This window comes from Erythrobacter sp. NE805 (assembly GCF_046452355.1).
Lineage (GTDB): Bacteria > Pseudomonadota > Alphaproteobacteria > Sphingomonadales > Sphingomonadaceae > Erythrobacter.
Window position 1 is genome coordinate 482734 of the sequence record NZ_JBKFDI010000001.1, and the last position, 18126, is coordinate 500859.

Annotated in this window: 14 protein-coding genes; 5 read left to right on the plus strand and 9 right to left on the minus strand. The window is 67.0% G+C overall.

Translation table 11 applies throughout. From position 1 onward, the window contains the following. Nucleotides 1–22: 22 nt before the first annotated feature. The 4 genes from ACLBKU_RS02130 to ACLBKU_RS02145 form a co-directional block, all read right to left on the minus strand. Nucleotides 23–880: a lipase family alpha/beta hydrolase gene (locus ACLBKU_RS02130; RefSeq protein ID WP_410177884.1), complete on the minus strand. Its 858-nt coding sequence runs from the start codon at nt 878–880 to the stop codon at nt 23–25. Then, a complete protein-coding gene (locus tag ACLBKU_RS02135; RefSeq protein WP_410177885.1) occupies nt 877–2349 on the minus strand; it encodes a WS/DGAT/MGAT family O-acyltransferase in 1473 nt (490 codons plus the stop codon). Before ACLBKU_RS02135 ends, ACLBKU_RS02130 begins: the two co-directional genes overlap by 4 nt. A 168-nt stretch (nt 2350–2517) precedes the next feature. Continuing rightward, nucleotides 2518–3390 (minus strand): transporter, encoded by an 873-nt coding sequence (locus ACLBKU_RS02140; protein WP_410177886.1) that lies wholly within the window; start codon nt 3388–3390, stop codon nt 2518–2520. Nucleotides 3391–3528: 138 nt separating this feature from the next. Then, complete coding sequence (locus tag ACLBKU_RS02145; RefSeq protein WP_410177887.1) at nt 3529–4734, minus strand: hypothetical protein; 1206 nt, start codon at nt 4732–4734, stop codon at nt 3529–3531. 240 nt (nt 4735–4974) lie between these two features. Between ACLBKU_RS02145 and ACLBKU_RS02150 the strand changes: the two genes are divergently transcribed. The 3 genes from ACLBKU_RS02150 (at nt 4975) to ACLBKU_RS02160 (ending at nt 7470) form a co-directional block, all read left to right on the plus strand. Continuing rightward, on the plus strand, nt 4975–5334 hold the full coding sequence (locus ACLBKU_RS02150) for a hypothetical protein (protein ID WP_410177888.1): 360 nt from the start codon (nt 4975–4977) through the stop codon (nt 5332–5334). 169 nt (nt 5335–5503) lie between these two features. Further along, complete coding sequence (locus ACLBKU_RS02155; RefSeq protein WP_410177889.1) at nt 5504–6439, plus strand: helix-turn-helix domain-containing protein; 936 nt, start codon at nt 5504–5506, stop codon at nt 6437–6439. A 107-nt stretch (nt 6440–6546) separates the two neighbouring features. Further along, entirely contained in the window at nt 6547–7470 is a 924-nt protein-coding gene (locus ACLBKU_RS02160) for a transporter (RefSeq protein ID WP_410177890.1), read from the plus strand. Here the strand turns inward: ACLBKU_RS02160 and ACLBKU_RS02165 are convergent. From ACLBKU_RS02165 to ACLBKU_RS02185, 5 genes are all read right to left on the minus strand, one after another. Continuing rightward, complete coding sequence (locus ACLBKU_RS02165; protein ID WP_410177891.1) at nt 7467–8366, minus strand: helix-turn-helix domain-containing protein; 900 nt, start codon at nt 8364–8366, stop codon at nt 7467–7469. The two genes, ACLBKU_RS02160 and ACLBKU_RS02165, sit on opposite strands and share 4 nt — an antisense overlap. A gap of 477 nt (nt 8367–8843) precedes the next feature. Then, complete coding sequence (locus tag ACLBKU_RS02170; protein WP_410177892.1) at nt 8844–9383, minus strand: hypothetical protein; 540 nt, start codon at nt 9381–9383, stop codon at nt 8844–8846. After that, nucleotides 9358–12525, minus strand: coding sequence for a TonB-dependent receptor (locus tag ACLBKU_RS02175; RefSeq protein ID WP_410177893.1), 3168 nt, complete (start codon nt 12523–12525; stop codon nt 9358–9360). The genes ACLBKU_RS02170 and ACLBKU_RS02175 overlap by 26 nt, the downstream gene beginning before the upstream one ends. A 75-nt stretch (nt 12526–12600) precedes the next feature. Beyond that, a complete protein-coding gene (locus tag ACLBKU_RS02180) occupies nt 12601–13596 on the minus strand; it encodes a FecR family protein (protein ID WP_410177894.1) in 996 nt (331 codons plus the stop codon). Beyond that, nucleotides 13550–14155: an RNA polymerase sigma factor gene (locus tag ACLBKU_RS02185; RefSeq protein WP_410177895.1), complete on the minus strand. Its 606-nt coding sequence runs from the start codon at nt 14153–14155 to the stop codon at nt 13550–13552. Before ACLBKU_RS02185 ends, ACLBKU_RS02180 begins: the two co-directional genes overlap by 47 nt. 50 nt (nt 14156–14205) lie before the next feature. Between ACLBKU_RS02185 and ACLBKU_RS02190 the strand changes: the two genes are divergently transcribed. Continuing rightward, a complete protein-coding gene (locus ACLBKU_RS02190) occupies nt 14206–15918 on the plus strand; it encodes a carboxylesterase/lipase family protein (RefSeq protein WP_410177896.1) in 1713 nt (570 codons plus the stop codon). 217 nt (nt 15919–16135) lie between these two features. After that, nucleotides 16136–18022, plus strand: coding sequence for a S9 family peptidase (locus ACLBKU_RS02195; protein ID WP_410177897.1), 1887 nt, complete (start codon nt 16136–16138; stop codon nt 18020–18022). Nucleotides 18023–18126 lie beyond the last annotated feature (104 nt).

Sequence of the window (18126 nt, forward strand, 5' to 3'; positions counted from 1 at the left end):
GGGGTGTCAAATGACGCGATTGCTAGTCGAGCCGGGTCTTCGGGAACAGCGGCCGCAGCGCGAGCGGCGGGACGAAGGGCTGCCACGTCCCCTCGCCCTGTGCGAGGCGGTCGGCGATCGCGACCATCACGCTGGGGTTGACCCCTAGCCCGCAATGGCTGGCATAGACCTCGATGTTCTCGGTCGGCGCGTGGGCTGCGGGCTTCTGCACCGAGCCGCGCCAGTGGACGATCCCGTCGGTCTTGGTGAGGATCGAGGTGGTCGGCACCGGCGGCGCCTCGGCAAGGCCGCGGAAGCGCCCGCCGCGCATCGCCTCGGGCTCCTTGCCGTTGAGCATCTCGAACAGCCGCGCGGCGTTGGTGTGGCCGCGGTCGTCGGAGATCGGGCTGCCGAGGCTGATCACCAGCCGAACCCGCTCGGGATGGAGCTTGGCGAGCTCGCGCGCGAGCACCCCGCCGAGGCTCCAGCCGATCAGCGAGACCTTGCGCCCGCTCGCGTCGTTGAGCCGCGCGAGCTGCGCCTCGAGCCGCGAGATCAGCGCGTTGTCGACCCGGACGTTGCGCCCCGAATCCCAGCCGTGGGCATCGTAACCGAGCCGCTTCAGCAGCCGCCGCAGCGGGTGGGTCGAGGTGTTGGTGGCCATGAAGCCGGGGAGCACCTGCACCGCGTGCCCGTCCCCCCGGGGGAGCTGCGCGAGCAGGGGCTGGCTCATGTAGAAGGCCCCCAATTCGAACAGCGCGCGGCCCTCGGCGAGGGTCCAGATGCGGTTCGGCGGGCGCGCGGTCTCGGCCTCGAGGCGGGTCCGGGCTGCGGCCGATGCGGATGCTGATGCTGCGGCCATGTCGGCCTCCTTGATGGTTCGGGCCTTGCGGCCGGTCATGCCGTCCGGGCCTTGCGGGCCGCACCCTTGCGCTTGCCCGCAGGCCTCGCTTGCGGAGCGGCTGCGGCCCTCCCCGTAGCAGAGAGCAGCGCGGCGAAACTATCCTCGATGCACTTTACGTAAGTTTCGGGATCGGGGAGCAGCTCGCGGTCGGCGGTGAAGGCGATCGTCGCCTCCTCGCAATAGGACTGCACCACGTGGCCGAGGCCAAGCCCGTCGGTGAGGCACAGGAGGCCCATCATGCTCTCGAGCCGCGCGCCGGCGAAATGGATCGGCACGGGCGGTCCGGGGACGTTGGTCACCACCGTCGTGAACGGCGGCGCGACCCCGCGGTTGGCGAGCCCGAGCCGCGTGTAGAGCTGCGCGCCCAAGGCCATGAACAGCGCCGGGGAGACCTTGCTCATCTCGGTCATGTTGCGCGCGCCGATCGCGTCGGACATGGCCTTGGAGTTGGCGGTCTGCGAGACGACGAAGGCGAGCCGCTCGGCCGGGTCCGCGATATGCGTGCCGAGCGGCGCGATCATCGCCGCGACCTGATTGCCCATGTCGCCCTTCTCCGCGCCCGCGCGCACCGAGATCGGGGCCATCGCGGTCAGGGTCTTCTTGGGCAGGTCGTCCTTGGCGAGCAGATACTCCCGCATCGCCCCGCCGATGATGGCGAGGAACACGTCATTGACCTTCGCCCCTTCCGCCAGCGCGCGGATCGCCTTGATCTCGGCGAGCTTGAAGCTCCTCCCTTCGACCACCCGGTGCGGGGAGATCGCGCGGTTGAAGCGCGACTTGGGCGCGAGCATGTCAGCGCTGACGGTGAAGTCCTTGACGACGAGGCCCTTCAAGGCCTTCGCCAGCCCCGGCGCGGCCTTGGCAGCGACCTCGAGCTGCCTCAGCGGATTGGTCACCGCGTTGAAGTAGCTCTTGCCGAGCAGTTCGATCGGGTTCGGGATGCGCTCGGGCTTCCAGGTGTCGGGCTCGGGCGGCGGCGGGTCTCCTGGGCGCAGCGTGTGGAGCGCCTCCATCAGGTCGATCCCGCTCATCCCGTCGATCGCGGCGTGGTGCACCTTGGTGACCATCGCGAAGCTGCCTTTGGCGACGCCCGGGACGTTGTCGAGGCCCTCGACCACGGTGAACTCCCATGGCGGCCGGTCGAGATCCAGGGGCCGCGCGAAGATCCGCGCCGCCTGGATGCACAGCTGCCGCCAGTCGCCCGGCTGCGGCAGGGCGATGTGGCGCACGTGATATTCGAGATCGAAGTCCGGGTCCTCGACCCAGTAGGGATAGTCGAGGTCGAAGGGCACCCGCACCAGCCGCTGGCGCATCGTCCGGCTCAGCTGCGCCCGTTCGCAGATGAACTGCAGGATGTCCTTGAAGCGCACGAAGCTGCCGGGCGCGGTCGCGGGATTGTAGATGAGGATCGAGCCGATGTGCATCGGCGAATTGCGCGTCTCGAGCGCGACGAAGGACGCATCCATTCCCTGCAACTGGCGCAAGGCCCTCTCTCCCCCTGCCTGCCCCTTGTTCCAGGGCTTGTGGGAGCGAGGCTAACAGACGCGCGGGGGCGGTCAACCTGCCGCGCCCGTCAACAGCAGGGCCCCGTGCTGCGCGGCAACCCTCAGGGGAGCGCGACGCGCGCGCGCAGGTCAGAACCGCGCCGAGAGGCCGACGAAGGGGGCGACCGGGTCGGCCCCGCGCGTGACGCCGATGTTCACCCCCGCGTCGAGCTGCCAGTCCTTGCCGAGCGCATAGGTGAAACCTGTGTCGAGCGTCACCGCGTCGCCCTCCCCGCCCCCGCGACTGAACTCCCACACCACCTCCGCATAGGTCCCGAGGCGGTCGGTCCACTCGTAGCCGAGCGAGGCGGAGGTGAGGATCGCGGCGTCGTAGGGATCGGCGGAGCGCTCGCGGGTGAAGTCCGCCGCGGCGTTGAGGCCGAGGCCGAAGCCCCCGCCGAGCTCGACCGCGAGCGGGACGATCAGGCCGAAGCCGACCTGCCGCTCGCCCACGCCGTTGTCGCGGTCGGTGGGCAGGGTGACATAGGGCAGCAGCGCCAGCGCCGTGTCGCCCGGCGCGGCGGGGCCGTCATTGCCCCACAGGTTGACCTTGGCGCGCAGCTCGGCGCTGCCGATCCCATGCCGGGTCGCCCCGCCGCCCCGCGGGTCGAGGATGCCGTAGGGCTGCCAGACGAGATCGAGCTCGACGCTCTCGGTGAGCCCGATGCGCAGGTTGGTGGTGCCGAGCTCGTAGCTGTCGGTGACGGTACCCGAAGCGTCGCGGCGCGAGCGGGTGTAGCCGAAGAGCGTGGTCTCGACCTGGAGGTGCCCCGGATCGATGGTGAAGGGGCTCTCGGTGACGTCGGGCCGATCGGTGGTAAAGTCGCGTAAGGGTGCCGGGGAGCCGGTGCGTATGACCGCCTCGTCCTGCCCGGCCTCGCCCTCGGCCCCCTCGGCGGCGAGCGCGGGCGCCCCGGCGAGGAGCGCCAGCGCGACGATCGGTGGGAATGCGGCGCGCATCATGAACTCCTCGCCCGTCTCGCCCGCTCGCCTAGCCTGCAAGGAATGCGCCGGGAAGATGCACTGTCTTCCCGGCGCGAGTTGCAGATCATGCCGGAGGGGGCACGGCAGGACCCATGGGGACCGATGCGATCCGCCCGCTCAGTTGATGCGGTAGACCACCGGGCAGTTGACGATGAAGCCGACCGCGCGGAACTCGCCGCCGTCGAGGCTCTTGAGATAGCCGCGGGTCGACATTTCGGCGGCCTGCAGCGCGCTCGTCATGCGGTAGCGGTAGCCCTTCTGGATCGCCTCGTCGGTCCACACCGCCGGGAACACGCGCCACAGCGGCGAATAGTCGAGGTTGATGGTCGGGATACCGCCCAGCACGTTCAAGGGCCCGCCCTCGCCCGACAGCGCGCTGACGAGGCCCTGGCGGTGCGGGTTGTCCTTGCCGGTCGGACCATTGACGACGACCACGATCCGCTCCGCGCTTTCGCCGGGCGAGGCGTCTTCCAGCATCGAGGGCAGGCCATTGAGCGCGGGCGTGTAGATCGCATTCTCGAGCGTCGCCACCAGCGGATCATTGGCTTCGGTCGAGATGTACTGGATCGGCTTGTCGAAGGTGAAGCCGAGCGTCAGCCTGATCGTGACCGTCCCGTCGCGCGGGCAGATCGCGGTGACCTTGTCGTGGACCTTGTCGTAATCGACCTTGCCGGCGCACATCGTGTTGAGCTCGGCCTCGCTCGCCATCGACAGGACGGGGGCGTTGAGCAGCACGTCCTTGGCGGCATTGGCGATCTTCACCAGCGGCGTATAGGTCGCATCGCCCACCGCGCCCGGCTGGAAGCTCTTGGGCGGGAAAGGCGCGTTGGCCGGACCCGGGACGATCGACAGCTTCGGGCTGAAATCGACCGAGCCGGTGTTGAACACGAAACTTCCGTCCTTCTCGATCGTCACGCTGCGCGCGGCCATGCTGGTTTCGCCATAGGCCATTTTCGGGGCGTAATTGACGCCGTGCAGGTTCGACAGGTTCTCGTCGGTGGTGTCGGTGATGATGAACCACACCGGCTTGCCGCTCGCCAGCCGCCCCCTGCGCAGGGGCAGCGTGACGGTGCCCTTCTCGAGGTCGATGTGGCCCGATTTCATCAGCACCACCGGGCCGAGAAACTCGGGCTTGACTTCAGAAGGGGAAGGCTGCGCGACGATGGTCTTGAGATCGTTCGAGATCGAGGCGGGCGCCTCGCGGATTTCGTCGAGCGGCTTGCCTTCCTTGCCGCGCACCACGACGTCGGCGCTGGCCGCCGACGGCAGGGCGAGCGCCAGCATTGCCCCCGCCGCCACGAACCCGTTTGTGATAAAGCGCATGATCTGCTCCTGATGGTCCAGTTTGTGTGACGGCAGGAATGGGCGCTGCCGATCGCCGCGGGTCGTCATGCGCGCTGCCCGGCGGGCCATCTTTCGCGATGTACGAGGTTTTGCCGTTTCTCGCTGTCATCGCCGCTTGACACCCCGCACCGACACGTCATCCCGCAGGTCTGCGCAAGATTTCGAAAGCGAGGCGCGGCCCGCAGGCCTATGGCGGGGCAATCGAAAGGTGGTCCCCGCATGACCTGGCTGAGGTGGATCGAGTGGTTTTCGGGGCGCCGCGAGGGCGCGCTGGCCCCGAACATGCCGGTCACCCTCGTGACCCTCAGAATCACGCCCGCTGCCGGCTCGGACGAGGTCGGCTTCTACCGCGGCGCCGAATACGAGGCGCTGCTCGAATGGGCGCGGATGGGCCGCTTCATCCTCGCGCTCGCCAGCACCGACCGCGACGAGCTGACCCTCCTGTGCATCCAGTCGACCGAAGCCATGCGCGCCGAGATCGCCGAGCTCCCGCTCGTCGCCGCGGGGCTGGCGATGGCCGACATCCGCCCGGCGATGTCGCTGCGGATGGACCGCAACGGCTTCGCGATCCTGCAATAGCGCGCGCCGCCTCGACTTCGGCCGGTTCCCGCGCAGCTTATGAATTGTTGCGGTTTTCTCAGCCGACTTGCAGACACGTCCTATCCAGCGCCCGCGACGAGCCGTAATATGCCGCGTGTCAATCCGGCCGGACACTCCCGGCCGGCCCTGTCCCGGGGAGGGCGAGACGATGACACTCACCGAACGGACCGACTACCGCATCGAGGCGGAGGCCGCGCCCGATTTCCTGCGCCACGTGCACTGGTCGGCGCAGCCCGAGGTCACTTTGTTCGAGACCGGCACCCTGCCGGTCGTCGCGCTCCGCCACCACCGCACCTTCGCGAATGGCGGGCCTGTCGAGCTGGTCGCTGACGCGCCGGCGGAGGAGGACTGGGACGCGCTGCTCGTCAACCGCAGCGGGGCGGGCCGGCTCGGGATCGATTTCTGCGGCGCCCGCACCGCGCCCGCGCTGCACCGCGACCTGTGCTGCTTCTTCCCGGCCGGGGCCGACAGCCGCCTCGAGTTCGGCGGCGATGCGGGCTCTTTCGTGCTCTATCTGCGCCCCGGGGTGATCGCCTCGCTGCTCGAGAGCGAGGGCCGCGCGGCCGCCGCGGCGCAGGTCCCGATCCTCGGCAAGCAGGTCCCGCGCGTCGCGCACCTCCTCGGGTTGATCGAGTCCGAGCTGCGCCGCCCGAGCCTCGGCTCGCGGCTGATGATCGACGGGCTGCTGCGCGCCATCGCCGGGCTGATCGCCACCCGCGACGGCGCGCCCGAGCCCGCCGGGGCCGAGCGCATCTACCTCTCCCCGCCCCGGCTCAAGCGGGTGATCGAGTTCATCGAGGCGAACCTCCACGAGAGCATCGGGCTCGGCGATCTTGCCGAGGCGGCGGGGCTCTCGGCCAACCACTTCCTGCGGGTGTTCAAGCTCGCGACCGGGGAGACGCCCTACCACTACCTGAGGAACCGGCGGCTCGAGCGGGCGCGGCGACTGCTCGCCGACGACGCCATACCGCTCGCCCAGCTCGCGCTCGAGTGCGGCTTTGCCAACCAGGCGCATTTCACCGCCGCCTTCACCCGCGAGCTCGGCATTTCGCCGGGACGCTACCGCCGCACCGTGCGCGCCTGAGACGCGCCGCGCATTTGCGGCAAAGCCCTCGGGTTTCTGGCAAGATGCAAGGCCGGCGAGGCGGCATCCTTGGCTCCCATACCGTTGTAATGGAGCCTAGCAGAACAATGTCGCAGACTGTCTCGAGAACCGCCGCGATCCTCCTCGCGGCGGCCGCCGCCCTCGCCGCCACGCCCGCCCTCGCCGATGATGCCGAGGCCGACGCTTCCGCCGAGCCGACCGGCAATGTCGCCATCACCGCTGCCGCCGCCACCGCCGCCGCCGCGCAGGAGAGCCCCGCGGGCGAGTGGACCCCGCTCGGCTCGCAGCCTCTCGGCGAGGAGCTCTTCGCGAAGTGGATCCCTGTCCCGGGCGGCGAGAGCGGCGCGCCGCGGCAGGGCTGGCTCGGCACCGCCGACGGCTTCTTCACCCGCGAGGTGCACCTTGCCTACACCTATGTCGACGTCGACGGGGCGGACGCCGAGCAGGGCCTCGCGCGCTTCCACCTGCCGCTCTCGCGCCGGCTGTGGGCGGGGCTCGAGGTGCCCTTCTACCAGGACCGCGGCGGCAGCTCGGACTTCGGCGACGTCACCCTCAACACCCAGGTGATGCTCGCCGAGACCCGCAACCTCTCGCTGAACGCGGGCGTGGGTTGGCGCCTGCCGACCGGATCGGAGAGCTTCGGCAACGGGGTCTTCGCCGCGCAGCCGCAGCTCAATCTCTTCACCGACGTCGGCGGCGGCTTCTCCTTCCGCGGGCGGGTCGCCTACGACTTTCCCGACAGCGGCGCGCCCGAGAGCTTCATTCTCAACGCCGCGATCGGCCAGACCGTCACCGACCACGACCGCGCGCCGCTCGGCGACCTCACCTGGTATGTCGCGAGCACCTGGCGCGAATTCTCGAACGGGCCCACTTTCCTCTCGGTGACGCCCGGCGTGCGCACGCATCTCGGCGGCAACCTGTTCATGCTGGCCGGGGTCGAGATCCCGCTCACCAACGGGTCGCAGTTCTTCAACGAGGCCTTCACCGTCCAGCTGGTGAAGGGTTTCTAGCGCAGCATCTCGCGCCAGGCGGTAGGGGCGAGCCCGGTCACCTGCCGGAAACGGCTCGAGAACTGGGCATGGCTGGCGAAGCCGGTCGCCGCGGCAATCCCGGCGATCGGCTCGTCACGCGCCGCGAGCAGCTCGCAGGCGCGGGCGATGCGCCGGCGGATCAGGTAGGCATAGGGCGGCATCCCGGTCGCCGCGCGAAAGCCCCGCGCAAAGTGGAAGCGGCTGTAGCCGGCGATCCGGGCGAGCTCGTCCAATGTCATCGCACTATCGAGATGCGCCGCAATATAGTCGCACACCCGCCGCACGCTCGCGGCGGTGATGAGCATCCGCTCGAGGCTGTGCGGCGCGGCCGACTGGCGCTCGAACAGCCGCATCAGCACGGCGTCGAGCGCGGCCTCCTGCTGCATCAGGGCAACGTCCGAGGTCCCGCTCGCCTGCACCAGCGCGGCGAGCAGCTGGCCGATCAGCGGGTCGAAGCTGCCGACCTCCTCGTCGAGCGCGATCCTGGCGGGATCGCGGTCGAAGGCCTCGGCGATGGTCTGCGCATACCATTCGGGCTCGAGATAGACATGGCCGAAGGCGATCGGCCCCTCGGTGCGCCACGAGTAGCTGCTCCCCGCCGCGATGGTCGAGAAGCCGCGATTGCGCACGTCGCGCACCAGCGACCGGTCCGCGTGGCGGCGCGTCACCCGCTTGTCGCCGCCCAGGTGGACGACGATGTAGTGATGGTCGAGCGGCGGCTGCTCCATGCGCCGCGCGCTGCTCTCCCAGCGCTGGACGATGGCGCCGCCGACCGCGCGCGGCTCGGTGGTCCGGGTGCGCGGCGAGGCCGCCCAGTCGCGCCAAGAGAGCGGGTGATGCCAATCCTGAAGTACCGAGGGGGCGTGCGGAAGCATGACCTCATGGCTTACCGCGAAAAGAAATCCTCACAAGCTGTAACCTGCGCGTGGGCGCTGCGGTGAGCACGAAGACAGCAAAATCGCGATAGTCGCCGCGCGGGAGCGAACCTGATGCATCGGCCGAGGCTGCGCAGCGAATACAGCGAATTACCGCAGGGGCGGTGGCGGAGCAGTCAGGACACGCGCAACCCGTCTTCCCAGCCAAGTCCCGGGAGACGGGCTTGCGTTACTCGATCGACCTGGTTTTTGATGGCGGGCATGGTCCCGGGCGCGGCTGCGGGCCGCCAAACGGCTCGAGTGGCGTAAGTTGAATGCGCCGCAACGTGTTCAATTCTGAATTCGTTCCGGGGCGCTGCGCACCGTGCCGACCGATCGTAACGCGTTGTTCGTACTTGCCGGCGTCGTTGACACGACATCCGGGATCTGCGTCAGACATGTGTGGAGACCGGAATGTTCTCCACGATAACTGCCATGTCATTCAGAAACCTTGCGGAACGTCAGGCGCTGCAGGTTCCGCGTCTGGAGCGACACGACGGCCTCGCCGGCAGGCTCGTCGGGCCCGCTGTAGATTTCCTCGACCATCTTGTCGCCTTCCACCTGGGTGACGCCGACGAGCAGGATCGATCCATACTTGAACGTGGAGACGAGCTTGCCGCCAAGCAGGCGCGCCTTGAGTTCGACGCCGCCGCCTTCATCGACCACGAACTCATTATCGGTCGCTCCCCGGCAAAGCCTGTAATCCTTGCGCCCTTTCTCCACCCCATCCTCGATGTAGATGGTGCGAAACACGGAGCACTCCCCTTCACCCTTGGGCCATGCGCCGACCTCGCGTCGAACCTCGACCCGGGGAGCGCCGGGGCGGGCGGGGAAGTTCTGCAACTCTCCCCGCCAGCTCCCGCTCCAGTCAGGCCCTTCCGGCACCGACGGCGTCTGCGCCCCGCCGACGGAAGCGACCGCGACGAGGCACAGGCTTGCCCGCCTCAGGACGTTAGAAACCGACACGGATACCGGCATAGAAGAAGCGGCCGATGGCATCGAACTGCGCCCCGCCGAACCCCGACCCGTAGATGCTGAAAGGCGGCTTGCGATCGGCCAGATTGTCGACGCCGACATAGAACTCGCCCCCTTCCCGGAATTCGAACGCACCCCGCAGCGCATGGATGAACGTGTCTCCGGTCTTGATGAACTCCGGCCCGCGGCGATTGGGCTGGAGCGGAGGTTGCCCGTTGACGCTTTCGAAGAAGGCCACGTCGTCGTTCTTGTAATAGACGCTCGAGAAATAGCGGACCGTATGGGAAAGCTGGAACTTGCCTAGCGTCAGGTTGGTGGCGAAATTCAGTTGGAAGCGCGGATTGCTCGGCGTCTCAACGATCTGCGTGCGGAAGTTCGGGTTGAAGGGCGATCGGAAGTCGTCGCGCTTCAGGACATAGGAGGCCAGTGCTCTGAAATCGAGCCCGGCCTCCTCACCGATATCGATGCCGTAGCGCGCATCGAAATCGAGGCCCGAGGCTTCAAGGCGCGTCAGGTTGATCGGCGTCTGCGAGACGCGTGTGATGGTGAAGGTCGTCGGATTGCGCTCGACCAGGGCGCAGAACGGGTTGTTGATGGTCGGGGCGTCAACACATTGCGAGGGAACCCGGAACGGGTTGATGATCGTGCTGTTGGTGTTGGCGATCGCACCGCGCAAGGTGATGTTGTAGTAATCGACGTTGAGCGCAAAGCGCGGCAGGAACGTCGGATTGAGCGACAGCCCGAAGGTGTAGGTCGTCCCTCGCTCGACGTCCAGATTGGGATTGCCCGAGGTGCGGGTCTGGATCGTTGTCGGGATCCCGGACTGGAATGTGGTGGGGATGCCAAGCGCCGCGCAATTGGCCGCCCGGGTCGCGGTGCCGTTGTTGATGAAGCGGTTGTCGCACGGGTCGGTGATCTGCGTCACGCCGTTGATCGTCGGCTGGAATAGCTCGGCAATGTTAGGGGCCCGCACCGCTTTCGAGTAGGAAGCCCGGAAGGTGATGTCGCGGATCGGCTGATAGAGCCCCCCCACACCCCAGGTGCTCTGCGTGCCGACGCGGGTGTTGTAGTCGCTCACCCGTCCGGAAGCGGTGAACTCGAGCTTCTGCGCGCCCGGAACATCGGCGAGGAGCGGCACCTTCAGTTCGGCATAGGCTTCCTTGACGTCGAAGGAGCCGCCCGAGGGAGAGGGATTGATCGGCGTGCCGGTGACATTGTCGGGCACGTAGCGCGATGTCTCCTTGCGGTATTCGAGGCCGGCGACGAAAGCGATGGGACCGCCGGGGAGTTCGAAAAAGCCCCCGGTGTCGCCGCTCAGGAAACCGCCGACCAGGGTCTGGGTCAGTCTCCCATCCGCCTGCCGGCTCGCCGAGAGATAGTCGCGCGATGCCTGGCTGATGTTGCCCGAGCCGAAAATGTTCGCGGGCACGCACCCGGCGATGTCGGGATTGGTGCTGGTGGGCGAAGCCAGCCGCGCAGCGCAGACGATCGCGCCCGGAGTGCCAAGCACCCCGGTCGTATCGCGGACCGCGTCGGCCGCGAGCGCGAGGCGCTCGGGACGATAGCTCCCCAGGAAGCGGGTACGGATATCCGTGCGGCCGTAGCTGTAGGACACCTCGTAGCGAAGGTGATCCGACAGATCGCCCTCGAAGCCGACGACGCCGCGGTAGGTTTGCCGCCGGTTCTCCTCGCGCGATATCGCGAAGTCCGCCGTGTCGCGCAGCAGCGGGAACACCGGCCCGGCGGCCGTCGGCCCGTAGTTCGCGAGCACGTTGAGTGCCTGAGCCGAAAGGTAAGGATTGGACTTCGAGACGAGGATGAATTCGACGCCGGGGCTTCCGAAGGCGGACGCCGTGGCGTGGGTATAGTCGAACTGTCCGAAGAAGCGCACCGCATCGCTGAAATCGAAATGAGTCAGCAGGGTTCCCGAATAGCGCTCGTTGTCAGGCAAGAGCGAACCCGAGGCGATCGGGCTGGTGCCGTCACCGCCATCGCTGATCCCGAGGTTGAGAAAGGCACCCTGCCCGGTATTGGCCGGATTGAGGGTTCCATCGGTGGCAAAGCGGTAGAATGGCGGGCCGACAGGCACGGTGCCGCCGGGGGAATAGGACAGGAAGCGGATGTCCGAGACGGGAACGTTGCGCGGCTGGCCCGCCTGCGCGGCATTGGGGTTGTTCACGAAATCCGACTGCCCCCGAGAGAAGGACCGGTCGAAATATCTGAGACCCTCGCGGCGCGCATACTCGAAACTGACCGCGACATTGCCACGACCGTCCGCGAAGTTCTTCCCCGCGACGAGGCCGATGCTTTGCGTGCCGGCATCGCCTGCATCGCTGATCCCGCCTTGCGCGCGCACCGCGAAGCCGTCGTAATTCTTCTTGAGGACGAAGTTCACCACGCCCGCAATCGCATCGGCGCCATAGACGGCCGAAGCCCCGCCGGTGAGAATCTCCACGCGCTCGAGCAATTCGACGGGAATGGTGTTGGTGTCGGGCTGAGAGAGAGCCTGAGTGCTTGAGACCAGACGGCGCCCGTTTTGCAGAACGAGTGTCCGGCTGGGTTCAAGCCCGCGCAGGTCGAGCAGGTTGAGCCCGACCTGGCCAGGTGCCTGGGTCCCGAGGTTCGTCGAGGCGGCCTGAGTGAAGGTCGTGCGGAATTGCGGCAGCAGGCTGAGCTGGTCGCCGATCGATATCCCGCCATTGCGCCCGACGATGGTGTCGGCCGAGATCGTTGCCACCGGGTTGGGTGTCAGGGTTGCGGCCCCGAGGCGTGTGCCGGTCACCACGATCGTGGTATCGGGCGCGGTCGAAGCCGGGGTTGCTCCGGGTTGCTCCTGCTGCGCACTCTTGCGCAGGATGATGGTGCCGCCCTTGTCAGATACGATCGCAAGACCGGTGTTCGCGATGAGCTCGCGCAACGCGGCTCGCGTGTCGCGCCGGCCGCGGATGGCGGGCGTCACGATACCGGCAAGGTCGTCTGCGCTGGCGATGATCTGGATCCCCGCCTGACGGGCAAATTCGGGGATCGACTTGCTCGCTGCCTGGCTCGCAATGTCGAATTCCCGTTCCTGTGCCTGAACGGCGGTGCCACTTACCAAGGCTGCCACACACACGCTCGTTGCGGCGATGATCCGGCTATTCAACATGACGTCCCCCCTGTCCCGATTGCAGCATCGAAGACAGAGATGCGTCAGACTTGATCTTCCGCCAGTCCGTGCCGGTCAGGGGACGATGACGATGGTGCCGCCCTCGCGCGCGATCTGTGCATCGAGACTGATCGCCACGGCCTCTGCGAAGCCTTCGGGATCCGACAGCGAGAACAGCCCGGTGATGGGCCGCGCCCTCAACGCAGGATCGATGCGAATCCGGGTGCCCACGCTTGCGGCATTGAATGCGAGCACCGCCTCGGACAGCGGCCGCGCTTCGAAAGCGAGCATCTGCGGCTTGCCCGGCGCGGGTTTAGGCCGCTCGGCCGCCACGGATTTGGCGCTGGGCGGCGTCGCAATCGGCCGAGCGGTGAACGATGCCATTTCATTGGCCGACAGCCGTGTCGCGCCTTCTTCGCCGTCACGCTCGATCGCGACGACCCCTTCGAGCACTTTCACGCTTACCCGGCCCTTGTCTCTGGACACGGTGAAGCTGGTGCCGATGGCGGTCACACGGACATTTCCGGCGACGACGGTGAAGGGTCTGGTGGGGTCTTTGGCGACGGAGAACAGCGCCTCACCGCCCAGCAGCGTGACAATGCGCGCATCGGGCCGAAAGCTGGTGCTTGCACGGGCCTGCGCGGCGAGCTCGACGCGCGATCCGTCGGGCAGATCGATGTTGCTTGTCGACTTGGCTGAAGGCGACGAGATCGTGCCGTTGACCGCTGCGACACGCGGCGCTTCTGCGCCGGTGCCCCCGAACGGCGATGTCGATAATGCCGCAAGGGCCAGAGCGAGCGACGCCGCGATTCCGCCGGTCCACCACCACCGCTGCGGACCGCCCGATGGCTCCGCAAATCCCTTGCCGAGTGCCGAGACGCGCTCGCTTGCGGCGAAGATCGCCTGCATGCGAATATACGCGCCGCGGTGGCGGACGTCCTCCGCCAGCCACGCATCGAAGGCGGCTTGCTCGTGATCGGCGAGCGCGCCCCGATCGACACGCGCCAGCCACCCGGCCGCCGCATCATCGATCGCGTTGGTCTTTGCGCTCTGCTTCATCATGCCCTTCATCAGGAAACTCGAGGTAGCCAGATGCGCGGTGGGCGCGCTTTCCGCCATCACCATAGGCCATCGCCAAAGCGCGCAGGGCCTTGCCGATGTGTTTTTCGACGGTGCTCTCGGACAGGCCCATGCGCCGCGCCACCTCGCGCTGCGACAAGCCCTCGACCCTGCGCAACTGGAACGCCTCGCGACACCGGGAAGGGAGGGTCTCGAGAAAACCGACGAGGCGCTGCAATTCGCGCCGGCTCGACACCTCGTCCTCCGGCGAGGGCGCGTCCCACCGCGCCTCGAAATTCTGCAAGTCCTCGATCGCCTGGATCGGGACGACGATCGAACGACGGACTGTCTGGAGGATCAGCGAATAGGCTGTCCTGAAAAGGTAAGCGCGGGGGTTCGCGATGTGATCGACCGACGCAAGCGATGCAAGTGCGGCATAGCATTCCTGGATGATGTCATCGACTTCGAGCCCCTGCACGGTCTTGTGCGACAGCCAGGCCCGCAGCGAAGGCTCATGCGGGAGGATATGCTGCGCAAGCCAGAAGGCACGCTCGTTGGAAAGCGGATCCATGGCCTCGTTGCGTAATCAAGTTCGGCCCTGCCCGCAACTTGGCCGGTGGGATGGCGGACAAGCGGCGCTTCTGCATCATCTCGGGTATCCGTGGAGGAGAAAAAATGGATCGTCGGCTGTTTCTGGGGTCCGCAGCGGCAATTCTGGCGAGCTCCCGGGTCGTCCATGCGCGGGCACTGCGGCCCCTGGCGGCGCCCTTCGTCGAGGCCGGGCCGATCGTGGAGACCGACACGGGCAAGCTGCGCGGCTTCCGCAAGGACGAGGTCCATGTTTTCCGCGGCATCCCCTATGCGGGCGCTCTGAAGCCCGAGCATCGCTTCGCCGAGGCGCCGGCGCCCGAACCCTGGACCGCCGTGCGGGGGGCCTATGGCTACGGCCCCATCTGCCCGAGCGAAGACCGGATCCCGGGCGACGATTCCGCGATGGAATGGCCGTTCCTGATCCAACGCGGCCCGATCACGACCGCGCAGGAAGATTGCCTCAGGATCAACATCTGGAGCCGGGGCCTTGGCGACGGGCGCAAGCGGCCCGTGATGCTCTGGCTCCACGCCCAAGGGTTCGGCGGCGGATCGAGCCAGCACTTCCTTGCCAACGACGGCGAAAACCTCGCGCGGACCGAGGATGTTGTCGTCGCCAGCATCAACCACCGTGTCGGCGTGCTGGGCTATGCCGATCTCTCGCAGGTGCCGGGAGCGGACGAAAATGCGGGCAATGTCGGCATGCTCGACATCATCGCCGCGCTGCGCTGGATCAGGCGCAACATCGCGGTTTTCGGCGGCGACCCGGACAATGTGACGATCTTCGGCCAATCGGGCGGCGCGTTCAAGGTGAGCGTGTTGATGGCGATGCCAGAGGCGCAGGGCCTATTCCACAAGGCGATCATCCAGAGCGGTGCCCGTGCGAAGGTGCACAGCCGCGAAACCGGGGCAACCCTGACGGCCGCTTTCCTCAAGGCACTGGAGATGCCCAACGCCGATCTCTCCGCCTTGCGCGCCCTGCCGGTTGAGCGGCTGATCGCGGCGGGCCGCGACGCTGCCCGCGCGGTCGCCTCGGCCAGCAGCCCTCCGCCGGACTACAGCCCCCCGCCCTGGTTCTGGCAGCCCGTCGCGGGCGTATCGAGCCTGCCCGACCAACCCTTCGGCGAACACGCACCAAAGAGCTCGGTCGGCGTGCCGCTGATTGTCGGCAACACGCTGCACGAATTTCCCCGCAGCGTCGATGCGCCGGAGCTGGAAGCGATGAGCTGGCCGCAGGCCGAGGAAGCGCTCCGCCGGGATCTGGGAGACCGGACCGCGAGCGTGCTCGGTGCGATCAGGCAGGATCATCCGGGCATCGCGCCGATCGCCGCGATTGCCGTCGCTTCGGGGCGACACTTCCGGATGGGAGCGGTTCGGCAATGCACCCTGCGTGCGCAGAGCGGCGCAGCGCCGAGCTGGAATTACATCTTCTCCTGGCAGACACCGGTTTTCGAAGGCAGGCCTCGCGCCTTTCACGGCCTCGATGTGCCCTTCGTCTTTGCCAATACCGATCTTTGCGATCAGGCGACGGGCGGAGGCGAGCGGCCGCGAGCCCTGGCATCGGTGATGACCGCCGCCTGGGCGCGCTTTGCAAGGACAGGCGACCCCAATGGCAAGGGTCTCCCGCATTGGCCGGCGTTCCAGCCCGAGAGCCCGGCAGCGATGATCTTCGATGACACACCCCGGCGGGTCCCGGATCCCGACCCTGCCATGCGTCATGCGCTGGATGCACCCTCGCCAAGCTGAGCGTCTGCTTGTCCGTGTGATTGCGACTTCCGGCACCGGCCCTTCTTCGGCCTCTAGCCCGAGCCGACCTTAGCCGAATTTAGCGGCTGCCGGATGGCGGATTTTCGGTCTTGCTCCCTCTTGATTGCAGCGGACGAACAAGGGGGAAAAAGCGATGTTGCACCTTAGGCCAAGGCTGTTGGGACTTGCAGTTGCGGCGCTCGCACTCGCCCCCTTGATGGCACAGGAGGTGCCGGTTCGAACCGTCGGACCGGCGCGCCTCGAAAATGTTCCCGCGATCCCCGATGCCGTCCAGCGGGCTTCGGAAGCCTATGCGACCGCGCGCGCCGCGAGCCTCGCCGATTGGTTCGATGATGGCTCATTGCTGATCCAGACGCGGCTGGGAACAGTCGACCAGTTGCACAGGGTCATCATGCCAGGCGGCGCGCGGAGCCAGCTTACGTTCGCATCGGAACCGGTCGCGGTCGGATACGCGACCAAAGGCCGATCTTTCGCTTTCATCCGCGATACCGGCGGCGACGAGCAGTTTCAGGTCTATGTGCAGGGCCTGTCGGGCGAACCCGAGGCATTCACCGCCCCCGGTACGCGCAATCTGCTCACGGCAGTCAGCCCGGATCGCAGGCTCATCGGCTGGTCCAGCACGGCGAGGGGATCGTCGGATTACAGTGTGGTGATCGCCGATCCGTCAGATCCCGGCAGCGCGCGGACCGTCTATACCGACAAGGGATCGACCTATCCCGCCAGTTTTTCGGCCGACAATCGCCTGCTGGCAGTGACCCGCCAGATATCTTCCGTCGAGCAGGCCCTGATTGTCGTCGATCTTCAAACGGGCGCGGTGCAGCAGGTGTCGGCAAGCGCGGGTGACGCCATCCGTTCCCCGGTGTTCCTCCCGGGCAAGCCCAAACTCCTGGCAATCAGCAATGTCGGCAGCGATGTGGCGCGGCTGGTCGAAATCGACATCGCGACCGGACATCAGAAAGTGCTGACGCCCGGCCTCGAATGGGATGTCGAGGCGATCGAAATGTCGCCCGATGGGCGCCAGGTTGCGTTCATCGTGAATGACGAGGGCTATTCGCGGCTGCACCTGCTGGACCTCGCGACAGGGCGAGAGCAAGCCGCACCGCAGCTTCCGACCGGTGTCATAACCGGCTTGAAGTTTTCTCCCGACGGGACGCGGCTTGCGTTCAGTCTTTCCGCGCCGAACTCCGCTGGCGATGTCTGGGTGGCGGAAATCGGCACGCGAGAGGTCGTGCGCTGGACGAATTCCGAGCTCGGGCTGATCGATGCAACGACGTTGGTCGAGCCGGAACTGGTTCGGTTCCCGAGCTTCGACGGGCGGCAGATACCCGCCTTTGTCTATCGACCTGCGGCAAGACCGGGTGGCAAGTTGCCGGTGGTGATCGATATCCATGGCGGGCCTGAAGGTCAGGCGCGGCCCGGCTTCAATCCGGGCGTGCAACACCTCCTCGACCAGTCCGGCGCCGTGATCATCCAGCCGAACGTTCGCGGAAGCAGCGGCTATGGCAAGCTGTTCATGACGCTCGACAACGGCCTCAAGCGCGAAGATTCGGTACGCGACATCGGCGCCCTCCTCGACTGGATCGGTCGGCAGCCGGACCTCGACAGCAACCGGGTGGTGGTGCGCGGCGGCTCTTACGGCGGCTATATGGTGCTGGCTGCGCTGACGCATTACTCCGATCGCTTGGCGGGAGGCATGGAAGCCTACGGCATTTCGGACTTTCTGTCCTTCCTCGAGAACACCGGAGCTTATCGCCGCGACCTTCGCCGACCGGAATATGGCGATGAACGTGTGCCTGAGGTGCGCGAAATGCTCAGGCGTATCTCGCCGCTCAACAATGTCGGCAAGATCACCAAACCACTGCTCGTCATGCAAGGTGCCAATGATCCCCGTGTTCCTCAGCGCGAATCCGACCAGATCGTCGCCGCTCTGCGCAGCCGGGGTGTGCCTGTGTGGTATCTGCTTTTCAGCGACGAAGGGCATGGTTTCCGTAAGGAACCGAATGAGGCGCTGCGACGCGCCGTCGAGACCGTCTTCCTTCGTCAAATGCTATCGGGAAATGACAAAGGAGCGCGGCGCAATTAGTCGGCTCATGAATATGGCCTCTGCTGCGGACCAATCATCGGCAGAGACCGAGGGCACGTATCCGCGCCGAATGCCTCCAATGAAACGGCCATGACGATGCAGCT